At 60.0% G+C, this 17,747-nt stretch carries 20 protein-coding genes; 16 read left to right on the top strand and 4 right to left on the bottom strand.

Translation table 11 applies throughout. The features are described 5' to 3' along the window. Position 1: 1 nt before the first annotated feature. The gene (locus tag BN4575_RS01040) at positions 2–697 is read left to right on the top strand and encodes a response regulator (RefSeq protein WP_042020115.1); all 696 of its coding nucleotides are present in this window, start codon (positions 2–4) and stop codon (positions 695–697) included. A gap of 76 nt (positions 698–773) precedes the next feature. Here the strand turns inward: BN4575_RS01040 and BN4575_RS01035 are convergent, their stop codons facing one another. Next, the gene (locus tag BN4575_RS01035; RefSeq protein ID WP_068976781.1) at positions 774–1,673 is read right to left on the bottom strand and encodes a DMT family transporter; all 900 of its coding nucleotides are present in this window, start codon (positions 1,671–1,673) and stop codon (positions 774–776) included. Between the two features lie 233 nt (positions 1,674–1,906). Between BN4575_RS01035 and BN4575_RS01030 the strand changes: the two genes are divergently transcribed. From BN4575_RS01030 to BN4575_RS00975, 12 genes are all read left to right on the top strand, one after another. Beyond that, positions 1,907–2,743 carry a helix-turn-helix transcriptional regulator gene (locus tag BN4575_RS01030; RefSeq protein WP_068976780.1) on the top strand — a complete coding sequence of 279 codons (837 nt, stop codon included), beginning with the start codon at positions 1,907–1,909 and terminating at the stop codon, positions 2,741–2,743. Between the two features lie 118 nt (positions 2,744–2,861). Further along, complete coding sequence (locus BN4575_RS01025) at positions 2,862–4,142, top strand: GGDEF domain-containing protein (protein WP_068976779.1); 1,281 nt, start codon at positions 2,862–2,864, stop codon at positions 4,140–4,142. A gap of 56 nt (positions 4,143–4,198) precedes the next feature. Continuing rightward, entirely contained in the window at positions 4,199–4,612 is a 414-nt protein-coding gene (locus BN4575_RS01020; RefSeq protein ID WP_068976778.1) for a VOC family protein, read from the top strand. Between the two features lie 102 nt (positions 4,613–4,714). Continuing rightward, a complete protein-coding gene (phoB, locus tag BN4575_RS01015) occupies positions 4,715–5,404 on the top strand; it encodes a phosphate regulon transcriptional regulator PhoB (protein WP_042020121.1) in 690 nt (229 codons plus the stop codon). A gap of 8 nt (positions 5,405–5,412) precedes the next feature. Then, positions 5,413–6,720 carry a phosphate regulon sensor histidine kinase PhoR gene (phoR, locus tag BN4575_RS01010; RefSeq protein ID WP_068976777.1) on the top strand — a complete coding sequence of 436 codons (1,308 nt, stop codon included), beginning with the start codon at positions 5,413–5,415 and terminating at the stop codon, positions 6,718–6,720. Between the two features lie 342 nt (positions 6,721–7,062). Further along, the gene (locus BN4575_RS01005) at positions 7,063–8,037 is read left to right on the top strand and encodes a PstS family phosphate ABC transporter substrate-binding protein (RefSeq protein ID WP_042020124.1); all 975 of its coding nucleotides are present in this window, start codon (positions 7,063–7,065) and stop codon (positions 8,035–8,037) included. 181 nt (positions 8,038–8,218) lie between these two features. After that, complete coding sequence (locus BN4575_RS01000) at positions 8,219–9,025, top strand: M48 family metallopeptidase (protein WP_068976776.1); 807 nt, start codon at positions 8,219–8,221, stop codon at positions 9,023–9,025. Beyond that, positions 9,013–9,519 (top strand): GNAT family N-acetyltransferase, encoded by a 507-nt coding sequence (locus BN4575_RS00995; RefSeq protein ID WP_068976775.1) that lies wholly within the window; start codon positions 9,013–9,015, stop codon positions 9,517–9,519. The genes BN4575_RS01000 and BN4575_RS00995 overlap by 13 nt, the downstream gene beginning before the upstream one ends. A 107-nt stretch (positions 9,520–9,626) precedes the next feature. Then, positions 9,627–10,529 (top strand): ROK family protein, encoded by a 903-nt coding sequence (locus BN4575_RS00990; protein WP_068976774.1) that lies wholly within the window; start codon positions 9,627–9,629, stop codon positions 10,527–10,529. A 41-nt stretch (positions 10,530–10,570) separates the two neighbouring features. Further along, positions 10,571–11,290, top strand: a complete 720-nt coding sequence (locus tag BN4575_RS00985) for a copper homeostasis protein CutC (RefSeq protein WP_068976773.1) — start codon at positions 10,571–10,573, stop codon at positions 11,288–11,290. 227 nt (positions 11,291–11,517) lie between these two features. Then, positions 11,518–12,129, top strand: a complete 612-nt coding sequence (locus tag BN4575_RS00980) for an FKBP-type peptidyl-prolyl cis-trans isomerase (RefSeq protein ID WP_068976772.1) — start codon at positions 11,518–11,520, stop codon at positions 12,127–12,129. Positions 12,130–12,317: 188 nt separating this feature from the next. Continuing rightward, positions 12,318–12,629 carry a DUF2845 domain-containing protein gene (locus BN4575_RS00975; RefSeq protein WP_042020132.1) on the top strand — a complete coding sequence of 104 codons (312 nt, stop codon included), beginning with the start codon at positions 12,318–12,320 and terminating at the stop codon, positions 12,627–12,629. A gap of 52 nt (positions 12,630–12,681) precedes the next feature. On the opposite strand, the gene BN4575_RS00970 is transcribed toward BN4575_RS00975, so the two are convergent. Continuing rightward, positions 12,682–12,900 (bottom strand): DUF1107 family protein, encoded by a 219-nt coding sequence (locus BN4575_RS00970; protein ID WP_042020133.1) that lies wholly within the window; start codon positions 12,898–12,900, stop codon positions 12,682–12,684. A 204-nt stretch (positions 12,901–13,104) separates the two neighbouring features. Here BN4575_RS00970 and yfcD point away from each other — a divergent pair, with 204 nt between their 5' ends. Next, positions 13,105–13,587 carry an NUDIX hydrolase YfcD gene (gene yfcD, locus BN4575_RS00965; protein ID WP_068976771.1) on the top strand — a complete coding sequence of 161 codons (483 nt, stop codon included), beginning with the start codon at positions 13,105–13,107 and terminating at the stop codon, positions 13,585–13,587. A gap of 91 nt (positions 13,588–13,678) precedes the next feature. Here the strand turns inward: yfcD and BN4575_RS00960 are convergent, their stop codons facing one another. Beyond that, complete coding sequence (locus BN4575_RS00960) at positions 13,679–14,605, bottom strand: phenylacetate--CoA ligase family protein (RefSeq protein ID WP_068976770.1); 927 nt, start codon at positions 14,603–14,605, stop codon at positions 13,679–13,681. A 155-nt stretch (positions 14,606–14,760) separates the two neighbouring features. Between BN4575_RS00960 and BN4575_RS00955 the strand changes: the two genes are divergently transcribed. Beyond that, a complete protein-coding gene (locus BN4575_RS00955) occupies positions 14,761–15,234 on the top strand; it encodes a peroxiredoxin (RefSeq protein ID WP_068976769.1) in 474 nt (157 codons plus the stop codon). Between the two features lie 125 nt (positions 15,235–15,359). Continuing rightward, positions 15,360–16,328 (top strand): calcium/sodium antiporter, encoded by a 969-nt coding sequence (locus BN4575_RS00950; RefSeq protein ID WP_068976768.1) that lies wholly within the window; start codon positions 15,360–15,362, stop codon positions 16,326–16,328. Between the two features lie 88 nt (positions 16,329–16,416). Here the strand turns inward: BN4575_RS00950 and BN4575_RS00945 are convergent, their stop codons facing one another. Beyond that, entirely contained in the window at positions 16,417–17,598 is a 1,182-nt protein-coding gene (locus BN4575_RS00945; protein ID WP_068976767.1) for a type III PLP-dependent enzyme, read from the bottom strand. Positions 17,599–17,747 lie beyond the last annotated feature (149 nt).

Genomic DNA, 17,747 nt, shown 5'->3' with positions numbered 1-17,747 from the left:
CATGGACCCAATAATCACGCTTGTTATTGAAGATGATGATCGGATCGGTGCCATCTTGGCAGAGCTGGTGGCGGCTACGTCAGGCTTCGCGCTGCTGGGCCGGGCCGGTACTTTGGCCCAGGCCGATGCCATGATGGCCGGTGCTGTGCCCCAACTGCTGCTGGTGGATGTCTCCCTGCCCGATGGCTCCGGCCTTGAGTGGGTGAGCCGTCTGCGCAGCCACAACCGCGAAGCCTACGTCATTATGGTGACTGCCTCGCGGGATGTAGAGACCATCCAGCAGGCCCTCAATCTGGGGGTTCATGACTACGTCATCAAGCCATTGCGGCTGTTTCGCATCCAGCAGAGTCTGGACGAGATCCTGCAACTGCACCGCAAGCTGGGTGAACGGGGACGGCTGGAGCAGGAAGATCTCGACAAGCTGTTGGGCAAAGGTGGCCGCTCCCAGCCCAAGGAGGTGCGTATCACCCCCAAGGGGATCGACAGCATCACCCTGCGTCAGGTGCTGGATTTGCTGGCCGGTGAACCGGACAACGTCTTCTCCACCGATACGGTGGCGCTGCGGCTGTCCCTCAGCCGCACCACGGCGCGCCGCTATCTGGAGTATCTGGAGTCGGAAGATCGGGTGGATGTGGATCTCAACTATGGTCAGCGGGGTCGGCCGGAGCGGCGCTACCGCTGGCGCCGGGCGGGCTGAGGCGCCCACTGGCAAGCATTGCAGCAACAACAAGGGAGCCATTGGCTCCCTTGTTGTTTCTGGACGCAGTGCAATTTCAAGCGGCTTCCCGTTCGGCCACCGGCGCACGTCTCTTGAGCTGGGAGGCCATGACCCCACCCAGGATGAGACCGCCACCCAGCAGGTGATAGCCGTGGATCGGCTCCCCCAGACTGATGACGGCGATGAGCGCGGTACAGAGCGGCAGCAGGTTCATAAAGACCGAAGTACGGGCGGCTCCGAGGCAGACGATGGCGCGCATCCAGCAGTAGGGGGGGATCAGGGAGGAGATCAGCCCGGCAAACAGCACCAGACCCCACCCTTCGGCAGGCACCGCCAGCGAGTCGGCGCAGAGTGCGACCGGGATCAGCAGCAATACCGCCAACAGGATCTGCATATAGAGGTTGAGCCAGGGGCCGAACGGCAGATGCCAGCGGCGAACCAGCAGACCATAGAGGGCATAGCTGACAGAGCCCAGCAACATCATGCCGTCCCCCGGATTGATGCCATCGTGCAACAGCGCCAGCGGCTGGCCCTTGCTCAGCAGCCAGAACACCCCGAACAGGGAGATGAGCATGCCAGCCAGTGCCTGCTTGCCGGGGTGCTGGCTAAAGAACATGGCCCCCAACAGCAGGGTCAGCATCGGGATGAGCGAGCCGATCACCCCCATGTTGGTGGCCGAGGTGCTGTGGGCCGCGTAATAGGCCAGACACTGGAACAGCACCATGCCGAGCGCGGCCAGCACCAGCAGCTTGCCAAACCAGGGGCGGATTTCGTGGCGGCGGCGCCACAACTGGGGCAGGCAGAATGGCGTCAGCGCCAGGGCGGCGATCAGCCAGCGGTAGAAAGAGATGGCGGCCGGGTCGATGACACTGGCGGCGGCTTTGGAAACCACAGTATTGGTAGCCCAGATCAGTACCGCCATCAGCGGAAAGAGAAGGGGGGAAAAGACTCGCATTAAATGCTCCTTATTATCAGGAGGCCAAGTCTACTATTGTCTTTATATTATCAAGTAGCGTAAAACAGACAGATGACCCAGCAGAAAAGACAACTCTTTCTGATACTGCTTATCCCGACTCAATGGCGTTGGTTTCACCCGAACCTTGTTGTTGCCACTTATCTTGTCCAGACGCCATGCCCGAGGGGCGTTGCATCGATGACTCTCCTCTCTCTTGCTGACAAGGAGTGCTGATGGCAACCCATCACTATCAGCCGGTAGATGTCGATCTGCCCGCCCCCAATCCGCTCTATTTCAGTTATCAACAGGTGCTGGCCGACAGCGCGACCGTGCTGCACTCCCACCCCTGGGGTCAGCTCAATATGATCAGTCTGGGGATCATGGAGATAGTGCTGGGGGAGCAGCGGCTGGTGGCCCCTGCCGACTACCTGATTTGGGTACCGGCGGATCTCGATCACACCTCCTACAACGAGCAGGCCCTCGATTACACCTCCATCTACGTCAGCCACCAGCTGGCGGCCAAGCTGCCGCCAGAGCCAAGGCTGCTGTTGCTCACACCGTTAATCCGGGCCCTGCTGGCCGATTTTTGTGAACGCAAGATAGGCCATATGGCGGATGCATGGGATCAGCATCAGGCCGAGTTACTGGTAGAAAAACTGACCCGTACCCGCAGTCAGGAGAATTACCTGCCGATGAGTCAGGACAAGCTGCTGGCCCCCATGCTGGCAGTGCTGCACAGCGATCCTGCCGATCCCCGCACCCTGGCGCAGTGGGCCGGGCAACTGCACACCACCGAGCGTACCCTGGCACGGCGTTGCCTGCGGGAGCTGGGGATGAGCTTTGGTCAGTGGCGGTCGCGCTTGCGACTACTCAAGGCGCTGGCCTGGCTCAAGGGAGACATGCCTATTCAGGAGATCAGCTGGCGGCTCGGTTACGGCTCTACCTCGGCCTTTATCGCCATGTTCAACCGGGAGTTGGGGTGCTCGCCGCAACGTTATCGCCTGCAGTCTGCCGGGCGGCATCCACCAGTAGTGGTGGGTAAACCAGCAGATGGGATGCTAACATATTGATGCTATTAATATTTGACTGAGGTTAATGGTCTTTTCAGGTTCGTTCATGGTGGCTGGCACAGATCATTGCTGGTCAATAATGAATGGATGCATCCATAAAAGGTGTAATGGGGTCAGCATGGCCAGGTTCAGTTCCCGTTTTACCGAGTCATTGTTCTGGTGTCTGCTGATGCTGACCGGCTGTTGTATCTTGCTGTTCGAGTTTGGTCCGGAGCGGGTACTGGATATCAAGGCGTGGCCACTCTCTATCACAGTGCAGCAGGACGCGGATGCTGCGCCGGGGTCGGCCCGTTATGCCCCGTCTGCGGCTGGCCATCCCGGTGTGCAATGTGTCTTGTCTGCCCGCCAGGAAAGCTATCCTGGCTGCGGCCTAATCCTCACGCTGACCCCTCCGGCGCAGGGGATCAATCTTGCCCGGTTTGGCACGCTGCGGGTGCGTCTGGGGTTTACCGGGAAGGGTGAGCAGGATTGGCGTTTTTACCTGCGCAACTATGCCCCGGAGTACAATCCTCCCGGCGATCCGTTGGCACCCAAATTCAACGAGATAATCTTCCGTCAGGCGGATTACGGTAAGACCCATGAGGTGCCGCTGGATGTCTTCACCCCGGCGACCTGGTGGATCAAGCGTTACAATGTGCCACTGCATCAGCAGGGGGCGAATCTGACTCGGGTCTATGCCATCGAGGTGGTAGCGGGTTCCGATATGCTACCCGGCAAGCACGGGGTGGTGGTCGAAGAGCTGCAGTTTCATGGCCCCTGGCTTGAGGCCAGCCTCTTTTATCGGTTGATCCTGCTGGTCTGGTTTCTCTATGGTTGTGCGGTCTTTGTCATCCATCAGCTCTCGATGACCCGGCGCTTGCAGCATGCCAATCAGGCCCGACTGGAGATGGAGGCCCTTAACCTCACCCTGAGCGAAGAGAGCCGCAGATCCCGTGAGGCTGCCTGTTATGATCCGCTGACTGGCGCGCTCAACCGGTTGGGGGGTGAACACTTGTTAGCCGAGATAGACGAGCTGGCTTGCTCCTTTATCTATCTCGATGTGGATCACTTCAAGCAGATTAACGACACCCATGGCCACCCGGTGGGGGATGAGGTGCTCAAGCATCTGGTGAGCGAAATCCTGCGCCACTGTGATGCACTCTGCCATCTGGTGCGCTGGGGTGGGGAGGAGTTCGTGCTGGTCTGCTTCCACTACGATAAACTGCGAGCCGCCAGCTTGGCCGAGCGGCTCCGGGTCATGCTGGCCGCCTATCCCCATTGGCCTTTAGCCCTGCGGGTCACCGCCTCGTTCGGGGTGGCCGAGCGTGAGGGGGATCCGCTGGAGCTGTTGCTCAAGCGCGCCGACGAGGCGCTCTATCAGGCCAAAAAGCGGGGCCGCAACCGGGTGGAAGTGAACTGACCGCAGTGCTACCGTGCCGCCAACCTCCGAAAAATCAATGAATGCGAGAGAGTAAGATGACAAAACAATCGATCGGGGCGCTGACCCTGCTGGTGGCCAACTACGACCTGGCCATCGGCTTTTTTACCGAAGGGCTCGGCTTTGAGCTGCTGGAAGATACCCTGCTTGATGAGCCGGGCAAACCGGGCAAGCGCTGGGTACGGGTTGCCCCCAAAGGCGCCCCCGGTTCTGCACTGCTGCTGGCTCGCGCTGCCAACCCGCAGCAGCAGGCTGCCATCGGTCAGCAGGGAGGAGGCCGGGTCTTCCTGTTCCTCGAGACCGACGACTTCTGGGGGGATTACCAGCGCATGCTGGACTATGGTGTTCATTTTTGTGAACAGCCACGTAGCGAGCCTTACGGCCTGGTAGTGGTGTTCGAGGACATCAGTGGCAACCGCTGGGACCTGCTGCAATTCACTGCTGCCAACTGAATCTGAAAACCTTTATCATCCCGCCTGTCATAAAGTCATAAAAGTGTCACAGAAAGTTCTAATAATTGGCGCACCCATCTTCACACAGGAGAGAGAAGGGATATGGCTAAGCGAATTCTGGTGGTCGAGGACGAAGCACCGATCCGCGAAATGCTCTGCTTTGTGCTGGAGCAGAAGGGATATGAGACGATTGAAGCGGAAGATTACGCCGATGGACTGGCGAAGGTGTGCGAACCTTACCCCGAACTCATCGTGCTGGACTGGATGATGCCGGGCGGCAGTGGCATCCAGTTTATCAAGCAGCTCAAGCAGGATGAGGTGACGCGCCAGATCCCGGTGGTGATGCTCACCGCCCGCGGTGAAGAGGAGGACAAGGTACGTGGTCTGGAGGCCGGTGCCGACGACTACATCACCAAGCCGTTCTCTCCCAAGGAGCTGACCGCTCGCCTCCATGCGGTGATGCGCCGCGTGTCGCCCACCTCGGTGGACGAGGTGATCGAGGTGCAGGGGCTGAAGCTGGATCCTGTCTCCCACCGGGTCAGTGCCGAAGAGAAGGCGCTCGACATGGGGCCGACCGAATTCAAGCTGCTGCACTTCTTCATGACCCACCCCGAGCGGGTCTATAGCCGTGAGCAGCTGCTCAATAATGTCTGGGGTACCAATGTGTACGTCGAAGACAGAACCGTGGATGTGCATATTCGTCGCCTGCGCAAGGCGATTGAAGAGACAGGGCACGACAGATTGATCCAGACGGTGCGTGGAGCCGGATACCGCTTCTCAACCCGTCTCTAGGGGCAGTTATGTTGCAACCTTACGCCTGGCGGCGACAGTTGTGGCGGGTGGTGTTCTTCTATACGCCGTTCGCATTGGTTGGCTGGTTGATTGATCACCTTCCGCTCTGCCTGTTGGTGGCGGCCGTGTGTCATCTGGGCTGGCACTATCGCTTCCAGAAGCGGCTATCTGACTGGCTGTGGCACGATCGCAGCCTGGTGCCCCCCAGCGGCAGTGGCAGCTGGGAGTACATCTTCAACGGTATTTACAAGTTGCAGCAGCGTCACCGCGCCCGGCGCCGCGAGCTGGCGGGATTGATCCGCCGCTTTCGGGAGGGGGCCGAGGCGTTGCCCGATGCCGCCGTGGTGTTTCGCACCGACGGCAGCATCCTCTGGTGCAACCGGTTGGCAGAGCAGCTGCTCGGTTTTCGCTGGCCGGAGGATTCTGGTCAGCATATCGGCAACCTCATTCGCAATCCGGCGTTTAACGCCTATCTGGGCAAGGGGGCGTATGACGAGCCGTTGGAGATGCACTCCCCGATTAACGAGGAGAAGTTTCTCGAGTTTCGGATCATGCCCTACGCCTCGGATCAGGCGATGCTGGTGGTGCGGGATGTCACCCGTTTGCGTAGCCTCGAGAAGACTCGCAAACACTTCGTCTCCAACGTCTCCCACGAGTTGCGCACGCCGCTGACCGTGCTCAAGGGGTATTTGGAAATGACGGCGGAGATGGCCGAGGAACCGCTCTCGCCCGCCATGTGGGCCAAGGCACATAGGGTGATGATGGAGCAGACCATCCGGATGGATAATCTGGTCAATCAGCTTCTGATGTTGTCGCGCATCGAGGCCGCGCCCACCGTGGATCTCTCCCATCTGGTGGACATGCCCGCCATGTTGGGGCTGCTGGAGCAGGAGGCGCGGGCGCTGTCGGGGGATCGGGCCCACCAGATCGAATTTATGGTACAGCCTGACCTGTTGGTGCGCGGGGATCAGGAGCAGCTGCGCAGCGCCGTCTCCAACCTGGTCTACAACGCCATTCACTACACCCCTGCGGAGCGCAAGATCACGGTGGAGTGGCGCAAGCTGGGGGCGATGGCGCTGTTTGCCGTGAGCGACGAGGGGGAGGGGATTGCCCCCGAGCATCTGGCGCGCTTGACCGAGCGGTTCTATCGGGTCGACAAGGCCCGTTCCCGCCATACCGGCGGTTCCGGGCTCGGTCTTGCCATCGTCAAGCACGCCCTCAGTCATCACGACTGCCAGCTCGATATCGAGAGCCGGGTTGGCCTTGGCAGCCGCTTCAGCTTTCTCATTCCGGGTCGCATGGTGGTGATCAAATAGTCTTTTATGGCAATGGGTTAGCTGCAACAAGAGGGCCACTGAACGTGGCCCTCTTTTCATTTGTTCGAATCTTTCGGTATGTCATTAAAGTGTCACATTAAATCCATAAATTTGTCACTGCCAGGTCAGATACTGGCGCCGTCTTAAGAGCAGACCTTCTGCCATGTTGGCCAGAAGAACCTGAATGAAACGCAACGATCTGATTGACTGACTCAGTCGGGTTGACCATCACAAGACAGTGTTAATCGGCGCCATGTATTGGCAATAACCTTCTGTCATCTTTGATAGAGGGGACAGAATGAAACTCAAGGCAGTCGCCTTCTGTAACTTTGGAGAGATTGGATGAAACTCAACAAACTGGCTGGTGTAATCGGATTCACCGCAGCAACCCTGTTTTCTGTCAGCGCTCTGGCTGCCGGTGTGGATAAAGATCTGCCGGATTACACACCAACCAGCGGCATCTCGGGCAACCTGTCCTCTGTCGGGTCGGACACCCTGGCCAACATGATGACCTTTTGGGCCGAAGAATTTAAGCGTGTGTACCCCAACGTCAACGTGCAGATCCAGGCCGCCGGTTCTTCTACCGCACCGACTGCCCTGACCGAAGGTGTTGCCCAGTTTGGCCCGATGAGCCGTGCCATGAAGGCCGGTGAAGAGGAAGCTTTCGAGAAGCGTTACGGCTATAAACCGACTGCTATCCGCGTCGCGGTCGATGCGCTGGCGGTGTTCGTCAACAAGGACAACCCCATCAAGGGGCTGACCATGCAGCAGGTTGACGCTGTCTTCTCCAGCACTCTCAAGTGCGGCGAAGCCAAGGCAGCTACCAAGTGGTCTGATCTGGGTCTGGATGGCAACTGGTCTTCCAAGGATCTGCAACTGTTCGGTCGCAACTCGGTATCCGGCACCTACGGTTACTTCAAGGAGCACGCCCTGTGTAACGGCGACTTCAAGAGCGGCGTGAACGAGCAGCCGGGTTCTGCCTCCGTAGTGCAGTCTGTTTCTGCTTCTCTGAACGGCATCGGCTACTCCGGTATCGGTTATGTCACCTCCGGCGTGCGTGCAGTCCCGCTCTCCAAAGATGGCAAAACCTTCATTGAAGCAACCTCTGACAACGCCATCACCGGCAAGTATCCGCTCTCCCGCTTCCTGTACGTTTATGTGAACAAGCATCCGAACAAGCCCCTTGCCCCGATGGAGCAAGAGTTTGTCAAAATGATCCTCTCCAAGGCGGGTCAGAGCATAGTCGCCAAAGATGGCTATGTACCGGTGCCAGCCAAAGTGGTGCAGGCTGACCTGAAAAAGCTGGGCATCATCTAAGCGTCAGTTGCCTGTATGTTGTGATAAAGCGAGCCCCTAGCGGGCTCGTTTTGTTTTTGGCGATTATCAGTGTTGTTAATAGCGTGAGCTGGCGGTTTTTACACCGGACGGGGGCCGGTTCTCTTGCGTCGCAGGGCGGCATTTCCGAGAATAGGGCAACGTCACGGCAAAGGATCCCCTCATGATTGCGTCTCTCACCAAGTTTGGCCTGGTTGCCCTCTGCAGTTCTTTGTTGGTTGCCTGCGCCCAGTCACCCACCGGCCGCAGCCAGATGTTGCTCTACTCCCCCCAGCAGATGAGCCAGCTGGGCGCAGACTCCTTCGAACAGATGAAGAAGCAGGAGAAGGTGAGCAAGGATGCCAAACTCAACGGCTATGTCTCTTGTGTCGCCAAGGCGGTGACCGCCCAGGTGCCTGCCAGCTATGGCATCACCAGCTGGGAAGTGGTGGTGTTTGACTCCAAGCAGGTCAACGCCTTCGCCCTGCCCGGCGGCAAGATCGGGGTCTACAGCGGCCTGCTCAAGGTGGCCAAGAATCAGGATCAACTCGCCACCGTTATTGGCCACGAGCTGACCCACGTGCTGGCCCAGCACTCCAACGAGCGGCTCTCTCGCAGCCAGCTGGCCGGTATCGGTCTGGCGGCAGCCGACATCGCCATGGGCACCAGCGAGTATCGCGGTGCCACCATGGCGGCGCTTGGCCTCGGGGTCGAGGTGGGGGTGATGCTGCCCTATGGCCGCACTCAGGAGAGCGAAGCCGACCGTTTGGGCCTGGAGCTGATGGCCCGTGCCGGTTTTAACCCTGCACAAGCCGTTCCCTTGTGGCAGAACATGAGTGCTGCTGCCGGTGGCAACGCGCCGCCACAGTTGCTTTCTACCCACCCGAGCAACGAGAACCGTATCGCAGAACTGCAGGCACAACAGGCGCAAGTGCAGCCGCTCTATGAGCAGGCCCGCGCCAACGGTCTGGTGCCCCAATGCAAGGCATAAGCTTGCGCATGGCGCGCAGTGAAGATGCCGCCGCCATGACGGTGATGCAGCGAGCCAGCTGGCTCGCGGCTTATGGTCAGGTGCTCGGTGCCGACATGCTGGAGCAGCTCGATGTCACCGCCCATCTGCAGATCTGGCAGGGCCGTCTGGCCGAATCGGGCCCAAGGCCCATGCTGCTTTGCCTTGATGAGGTGGTGATCGGCCTGCTCTACTGGCAGCCGCTGCAGGAAGAGGGGCAGACCCGTGCCCTGATCCGCGCATTTTACCTTCACCCTGATCACTGGCGGCAAGGCTACGGCAAGCGGCTGTGGCAGACGGTGGCGATGCAGATGCGCCGCGCCGGTTGCAGTAGCGTCAAGTTGTGGCTGCTCGATGGTAACCACATTGGCGAGGGATTCTACCTGCGTCGCGGCTTCGTCTTTGATGGCGAGGAGCGCACCCTGACAAGCCTTGGGCACGCCTGCCTGCAGCGACAAATGAGCCGTTTGCTCTGAACACTCTCCCGTTTTTCGCCCCCGGTCACTTTATTTTTTTTGCGAATTAATACAATGTCACCCCAGAACAGATCGGGATAAACACGGGCTGACAAGGGAGTGCTGGCATGTATTACGGCTTTGATATTGGTGGAACCAAGATCGCCTTCGCGGTCTATGACGGCGGGTTGAACCTCTGCCATGAAGAGCGCATGAGCACCCCTGGCAACGATTATGAGGGGTTGCAGCAGCTTATCCAGTCTCGGGTCGAGCAGGTAGATACCCGCTTCGGTGCCAGAGGCTCGGTTGGCATCGGTTTTCCAGGCATCATCAACAGTCATGACCACAGCATAGTGGCGGCCAATCTGCCCTCCATCAATGGTCGTCATCTGGGGGCTGACTTGGCGGAGCTGCTCGGACGACCGGTCAAGGTTGAGAACGATGCCAACTGCTTCCTCTGGTCTGAAGTGCATCAGGGGGCTGCCGACGGTGCAGGCAGTGCGCTCGGTGTCACCATCGGTACCGGTATTGGCGGCGCCGTCTATCTGGCGGGCACGCTGATCCAGGGCCGTAACTGGCTGGCTGGCGAGATTGGCCACTACCCCTTGCCCGCCACCATGCTGATGAAGTACCCCGAATTGCCCCGTCCCCGTTGCGGCTGCGGCCGTCTGGTCTGTTTTGAAACCTATGCATCCGGCACCGGTCTGGAGCGTCTCTATCACCATTTCCATGGCCAGCGCGCCACGGGTCACCAGATTGTGGGGCGTTTCGAGGCAAATGAGCCCCATGCGGTCGCAACCATCGACTGCTGGCTGGAGATCATGGCTGCCGGGCTTGCCACCGCTATCTCGGTGATTGATCCCGAGGTGGTGGTGTTGGGGGGCGGCCTGAGTGGTCTGCCTGCCCTCTATGAACAGTTGCCGCTGCGCCTGCCGGGCCATTTGTTGCCCGGTGTTGCCCTGCCCGAGATCCGCCAGGCCCGCTTTGGCGGCGCCGGTGGTGTGCGCGGCGCAGCCTTGCTCAATCTATGAGATCAGATGTGGGGTCTGATCTCCCCGATAAAGGAGTCCTCATGACCCGTCTTGAAATCTGTATCGACAACCTGGAATCTCTGTTTACCGCCCAGCAATCCGGGGCGGATCGCATCGAGCTCTGCTCTGCGTTGGGTCTGGGTGGCCTGACGCCTTCCTACGGCTTTATGCAACTGGCTGCCCGCCACGCCAGCGTGCCGGTTTACGCCATGATCCGCCCCCGCGCCGGGGATTTTTGCTTCAACGACGGCGAGTTTGAGATGATGCAGCTGGATATCGCGGCCGCGCGCGCTGCCGGCCTGCAAGGGGTAGTGGTCGGCCTGCTGGATGAGGAGGGGCGGGTGCCTGCCGCCAAGCTCAAACAGCTGGTGGATGCCGCCGGTCCGTTGGGAGTCACCTTCCATCGCGCCATCGACCTCTCCTCCGACTGGCGCCTCGACCTGGAGACCATAGTCGCTGCCGGTTGCGAACGCATTTTGAGCTCAGGTCACGCTGCAACGGCGCTGGCGGGGCTGGAAACCCTGCAGGAGATGCAGCAGGCGCTGGCGGGGCGCGCCAGCCTGATGCCGGGGGCCGGGGTCAATTCCGACAACGTGCGGACCATCATCGAGTTCACCGGAGTAAGCGAAGTGCATATGTCCGGCATGGGCTGGCGCGGTGGCATGGTGCCCCATGGCGTCAACATGGGCACCTCGGATGATGGTCGGGTCAATATCACCGATGGCGCCAAAGTGGTTGCGGTACGCGCTCTACTGAAGTAAGGCGTGAGGAAAGCTGCGTGGTGGCATGGTGTCCCTCTAAGGTCGCCACGGTGAGAGCCTTGCTGAATCGCGGTTAAGCAGATCGCCGCCGTTGGGCGGCGTTCATCCGCTTCTTGTGTGAAGTTCCTCCCACTGACGGGGAAATCAGGGGCGTCCCCGGCAGCACCCTAGCCAAAAGTCTGATATTATCCCGCCTCTTTACTACATGGATCTGGAGCAACATCTCAATGTCCCAATACGACTCTATCGAACAGAAGGCCAGCTATGGCATCGGCCGCAACATGGGTGAGCAACTGGCGCAGCAAGCGTTCGCCGGTCTGGATATCCCGGCTCTGCAACAAGGTCTGGCAGATGCGCTCAATGGTCTGGAGTTCGCGGTCAGCCGTGACGATGTCAATGATGCCTTTCAGGTGATCACCGCGCGCATGCAGGAAGAGCAAGAAGCCGTTGCCAAGGCCGCTGCTGCCGATGGCGAAGCCTTCCTGGCTGACAACGCCAAGCGCGGCGAAGTGAACGTGACCGACTCCGGTCTGCAGTACGAAGTAATGGTTGAGGGCAACGGTGCTGTACCGGTAGCCGGTCAGTCTGTTCGTGTGCACTACCACGGTACTTTCACCCACGGTGGCGTATTCGACAGCTCAGTCGCCCGTGGCCAGCCTGCTGAATTCCCGGTAACCGGCGTGATCGCTGGCTGGGTTGAAGCGCTGCAGCTGATGCCGGTTGGTTCCAAGTGGAAGCTCTACATCCCCCACGATCTGGCCTACGGTGCCCGTGGCGCTGGTTCCATCCCGCCCTACTCTGCACTGGTATTTGAAGTCGAGCTGCTGGACATCCTGTGATCCTGCGAGTTTGATGCAAACGGCGACCTTCGGGTCGCCGTTTGTTTTAGTGCGGCCCGATAGACAGCCGGTGTCGTGACCACCATGCTGCGAGAGCGGGGGGGCGCGCTATTTTGCACCATTGACCGGTTTTTTCAGCAACAGGAACAGGCATACTGCGACTCATTGGACAGGATAAGGGGTACCCGATGAACAAGATGAAGAACGTGGCGGCACTCACCCTGCTGCTGTTAAGCATTCCGGCCAGTGCCGATGCCATGCGTTGCAAGAACGCCCTTATCACCGAAGGGGATACCACTGCCGAGATGTTGCTCAAGTGCGGTGAGCCTATGCTGCGCGAAGAGCTCAACCGCAATGAAGAGAACCAGTTTGGCAACCTGGTGCAGGTCAGATATGGCGAGCGCTGGACCTACAACTTCGGCAAGAACGAGTTCATGCGCTTCGTGACGGTGCGCAACGGCATGATTACCGACATCGAAAACGGCCCACGCGGCGACTAGCCGGCGGGCAAAGCATGGATGCACAACAGACAGTAGGGCAAGACCCTTTAACTCACATGTCCGGCAACAGCTCGTTGTGACCAAGCTGGCTGACGGCCTGATTGATCTGGCGAGCCAGCCTTAGCCGCTGGCGACAGGTCAGGCCATGGAGGCTGATCCTGCCCGCGTTGAATTCAAATGTCCCCAGCGACTCGATGGCAAAATAGCCTCGGTGAAAGCTCTTGATGTAGCGAGCGATCTGCCGTGGGGATAACTGCTTGAACACCTTCATCACACGTTCCCTGATTGCCTGGACAGGGCACACTATGGTGTCAGTCGATGACACTGAGATGACGCTTTATAAAGATTTGCATGAATCCTCACTCTGGCGATGGGATCCAGAAAAAGAGCCGCCCCGGCAGAAAAAGTAGTGCCATGACAAAGGGCTGCACCGATATACTGCGGGCTTGAATGGAACGAACCAAAGGGTCTGCGCGTGGAATGGGTTGATGTGGTGGACGGGAATAACCGGGTGATTGGCGTGGCCGAGCGAGCCAAGGTGCGGCGGGAGAATCTCTGCCATCGCGCCAGCTATATTCTGGTGCTCGACGACGCGGATCGGATCCTGGTGCAGCGGCGCACCCTCAGCAAGGATTTCTGCCCCGGCATGCTGGATGCCTGCGCCGGTGGTGTGGTCACGACCGGTGAGGAGATGGAGCTCTCCGCCCGGCGCGAGCTGGCCGAGGAGCTGGGTATCGCGGATGTTCCCCTGCAGGGCTTTGGCAGCTTCTACGCCGAAGGGGAGGGCTACCGGGTCTGGGGCGGCCTCTTCAGTTGCCGCTATCAGGGGCCGTTGCAGTTGCAGGCCGAAGAGGTGAGCGCGGTGCACTGGATGAGTCTGGCCGAGATTGCCGAGCGCGCCACCGAGTTTACCCCTGACTCCCTGCTCGCCATCGCCACCTGGCAGGCGAGACGCTGACAAGCGTCAGACATTTTCCTCGCCAGAGACAAGACGGGCAGCCTGATGGCTGCCCGTTTGCATTTGTGTATCTGTGCATCTCTGTGGGTTGCTACACCAGCTTGAGGCGCCGGTTGGTGCGCCCGCACCCGCTCGGCTTGGCGAGCCAGTGCCCTTGCCAGTCGGTGAGCAGCCGCAGCAGGGGATACTCCAGATCGAGCCGGGTCACCACCAGTTGGCCGATTTCGTCGCCGCTCACCGGTTCGCCGCTGGCGGGATCGACTATCTCGACGATACAACTCTCGTTGACGATAAAGCCCTGACCGGGCTGGCTCTCATAGGCCACCACCCCAATATCTTGCCACACCAGACAGTTGAGGGCCGCAATGCCGTGAATGGCGCGCAGTGGCGCGGTTTCAGGATGGGTGGCTTCGCACAGCAGGGCGCGGCGCAATGAGTCGGTCGGGATCTCCGCTGCTTCGGCAGCCTCCAGCAGGTCGAGCAGGGTTACCAGCGGGCCGACATAGCCGGTGGGCTGATAGCGCAGCAGCGCCTCCAGCTGGCGCTGGGTATCGTGTGGCCCGCAAGGCACCACGGGGGCACCCAGCTGGCGGGCACCGTTATCGAAGATAAAGGCGGTGGGACCCGCGTGATAGTCGTGGCCGTTGAGCATCACCTCCCCCGCCTTGAAACCGGCGGCAAACAGCGCCCGGGCGGCGCCCCACCAGTCCGCCCCGGCATATTCGGGGATGGCCAGCTGGCCCGGACAGGAGAAGACCCGCAGCGCCTGACTGGCTGGCCGACCGGTGAGACCGGCGAAGGGGGGATGGGCCTGCTGGGCGGCAAACAGCTCTTTGCTATCGAGCAGCGGGAGGGTGGCCAGCTCTGCCAGATCCTCGAGGCGACACTGGCGATAGGCGCTGGAGTAACCGGCGCAGTATTGGCTGACATGGGTAAGCTGATGATTGAGCTGGTCCAGTTGCTGCTGTTCGCGCATGGTGGGGGGACGAATTTCCAGACCATCGTAGTAGTGTTGCATGGGGCCTCCTGGCGCCGTGAAACCTGCTCAAGAGTAGTCTGCCCAAGGGAAAAATGCCTGCCGCCATCCGTGGCCCTGCTCCGTGTACCGGTTAGGCTGCGTTATCACTCTGGGATAAACTGGCCACTTTCCACCACGACTCAGGACGAGAACCCATGATTGCTGTAGGACAACCCCTGCCTGCGGGCGAATTTACCTTTATCACCGCCGAGGGCAAGCAGCTGCGGGATAGCCACACGCTGTTCGCCGGTAAAAAAGTGGTGCTGTTTGCGGTACCCGGCGCTTTTACTCCTACCTGCTCCAATGCTCATCTGCCGGGCTATGTGGTGCTGGCCGATCAATTCATGGCCAAAGGTGTCGATGCCATCTGTTGCCTCTCGGTCAACGACGCCTTTGTGATGCGGGCTTGGCAAGTGGCCCAGAATGCCGAGGCGATCACCATGCTGGCGGATGGCGATGGCAGCTGGACCCAGGCACTGGGTCTTGCCAAGGATACCGGCGCCTTCGGCGGCATCCGCGCCCAGCGCTTTGCGTTGATTGCCAACGATGGCGTGGTCGAGCAACTGTTTGTGGAGGCGCCCGGCAAGTTCGAGGTCTCCGATGCGGCGAGCCTGCTGGCTGCGCTATGAAATGTTAATCACGGTTTGATTTCCTCTTGAAATGGGAGGTCTGCCCGTTACACTTGACCACCTTTATGGCAGAGCCAGGCCCCGAGTCTGGCTCTGCTATTTTCTGGCGATGGGATGGAGAGATTATGACCCTGGCTTTTGTTGCCCTGATTGCCGGACTGGCGCTGCTGGTCTGGAGTGCAGACAAGTTTGTCGATGGTGCTGCGGCGACCGCCCGTTATGCGGGGATGCCGCCGCTGCTGATCGGCATGGTGATCATCGGGTTTGGCACTTCGGCCCCCGAGATGGTGGTCTCGGCACTGGCCGCCTCTCAGGGTAATCCCGGGTTGGCGCTGGGTAATGCCTATGGCTCCAACATCACCAATATTGCCTTGATCCTGGGTCTGACTGCCCTGATCAGCCCGATCTCGGTCGCCTCTCAGGTGGTGCGCAAAGAGATCCCTATCCTGCTCGGCATTACCCTGCTCTCCGGCGCCCTGCTGCTCGATGGTCATTTGGGCCGGATGGATGCGGCCATTCTGGGTGTGGCGTTTGTTGGTCTGATGGGCTGGTCCATCTGGGCTGGCATGAGGGGCAAGGGAGATGCGCTGGATACCGAGACCGCCGAGGATATCGAGAGCGAGGGGATGTCCCTCAAGCGCGCCATTCTCTGGCTCATTGTCGGGTTGGTGCTGCTGATCGGCGCCTCCCGTTTGCTGGTATGGGGCGCGGTGACCATCGCTCAGGCATTTGGCATCAGTGACCTGGTGATTGGTCTCACCATAGTCGCGGTAGGGACCTCCCTGCCGGAGCTGGCCTCGTCGCTGATCGCCATTCGCAAGAACGAGCATGATCTGGCCCTTGGCAACGTGCTGGGCTCCAACCTGTTCAACACCCTGGCGGTGGTGGGGATTGCGGCGGGTATTCACCCCCTCGATGTGGCCCCGGAGGTGCTTACCCGTGACTGGACCGTCATGATGGGGCTGACCCTGTTGCTGCTGGTGATGTGTCTGGGCCGCAAGGGACAAGGCCGTATCAACCGGCTGGAGGGGGGCGTGCTGCTGAGCTGCTTCGTCGCCTATACCGGTTGGTTGCTGACCAGTCAGTTTATCTGACCGGTGCCGGTGAAATGAGAGAGGGGGAAGCTCAAGCTTCCCCCTCTTGTTTTTGCCCGGTGAGCGTGTTGGTTGCTGAGCCGTTCGCTCAGGCCACTGCCACCAGCTTTTGCCCCTTCTGGCTGCTGTCCAGAATGAGGATGCTCGCCTTGGGGAAGAAGTTGAAGGTGGAGGCCGAGGCCCAGGTGTAGGCACCCATCACCTTGCCCACCACCAGCTCGCCGATGGCCAGATCCGGCAGCATGATGCCCTCGCGGATCACATCCACGCTGTCGCAGGTGGGGCCAGAGAGCACCGAATTGTGCTGCTCGCCGTTGGCATAGGGGGTGCTCACCGGATAGGTGACATGGTCATAGAGCTGGCCGTTGTAGCTGCCGTAGAGGCCGTCATCCAAGTAGTACCAGATCTTGTCGCCGCGGTGGGCTTTGCCCATCACGCTGGCCACCGAGGTCATGGCCGGTGCGCTGATAAAGCGGCCCGGTTCGGCAATCTTCTGTACGGTGGCGGGCAACTTGGCCAGCGCCTCGAGGATCGGCGCGCAGAAGCCGTCGATATCGAACTCGCCCCCCTCATAGTCGACCGGGAAACCGCCGCCGATATCCAGTACCCAGGGCTTGAGCCCGAGATCCCAGGCCTGCTCCATGATCTCGCGGCAGGCATCGATAGCCTGTACATGGCGACGGGAGTGGGGCACCTGGGAGCCGACGTGGAACGACAGTCCCATCACCTTGAGGCCCTTGGCGTGAGCCAGCTGCAGCAGCGGCAGGGCCTGCTCCGGGGTGCAGCCGAACTTTTTGGAGAGATCGACCTTGGTCTCCGGGTTCGGGAAGCTGACCCGCAGCAGCAGTTTCACTTCGTCCTTGTAGGGAATGAACTTCTCCAGCTCCAGCGGGTTGTCGTAGACAAACACGGTGCAGCCGAACTCCAGCGCATAACGGATATCGCTGTCGCGTTTGATGGGATGGGTATGAATGCAACGTCCCGGGCGAACTCCCTGACTGCGCACCAGATCCACTTCGCCATTGGTGGCCAGGTCGAAACAGGCCCCCTCTTCCTTCAAGACAGAGACCACTGCCTCGTGGGGCAGGGGTTTGAGTGCATAGTGCAATCGTACATCGGGCAGGGCCGCGGCCAGCGCCCGATACTGTTTGCGGACCGCTGCCTTGTCGAGCAGCAGCAGGGGGGAGCCGAATTGTTCAACCAGCTGACGGTAATCTTGTGCGACTACATCTTTTGCAACCACATCTTTTGCAACCAGAGTCTCGTTCATTCTCTTTTGGTCATCCTTAGGGGGCGTGATATGCCCAAGCCATATGCGATTGAACCGGCGACGGCCGGGTCAGGCGAGCGGTCCGGTGGGACCAACCGAACACAGTGCATAAATTGATGGCAAAGTGCTTGGTTATGCGCCGGATTATC

It is taken from the genome of Aeromonas sp. EERV15, from assembly GCF_900079845.1.
GTDB classification, from domain to species: Bacteria; Pseudomonadota; Gammaproteobacteria; order Enterobacterales; family Aeromonadaceae; genus Aeromonas; species Aeromonas sobria.
The sequence above is the reverse complement of the archived record's forward strand: the minus strand, read 5'-3'. Positions and strand labels throughout refer to the sequence as shown.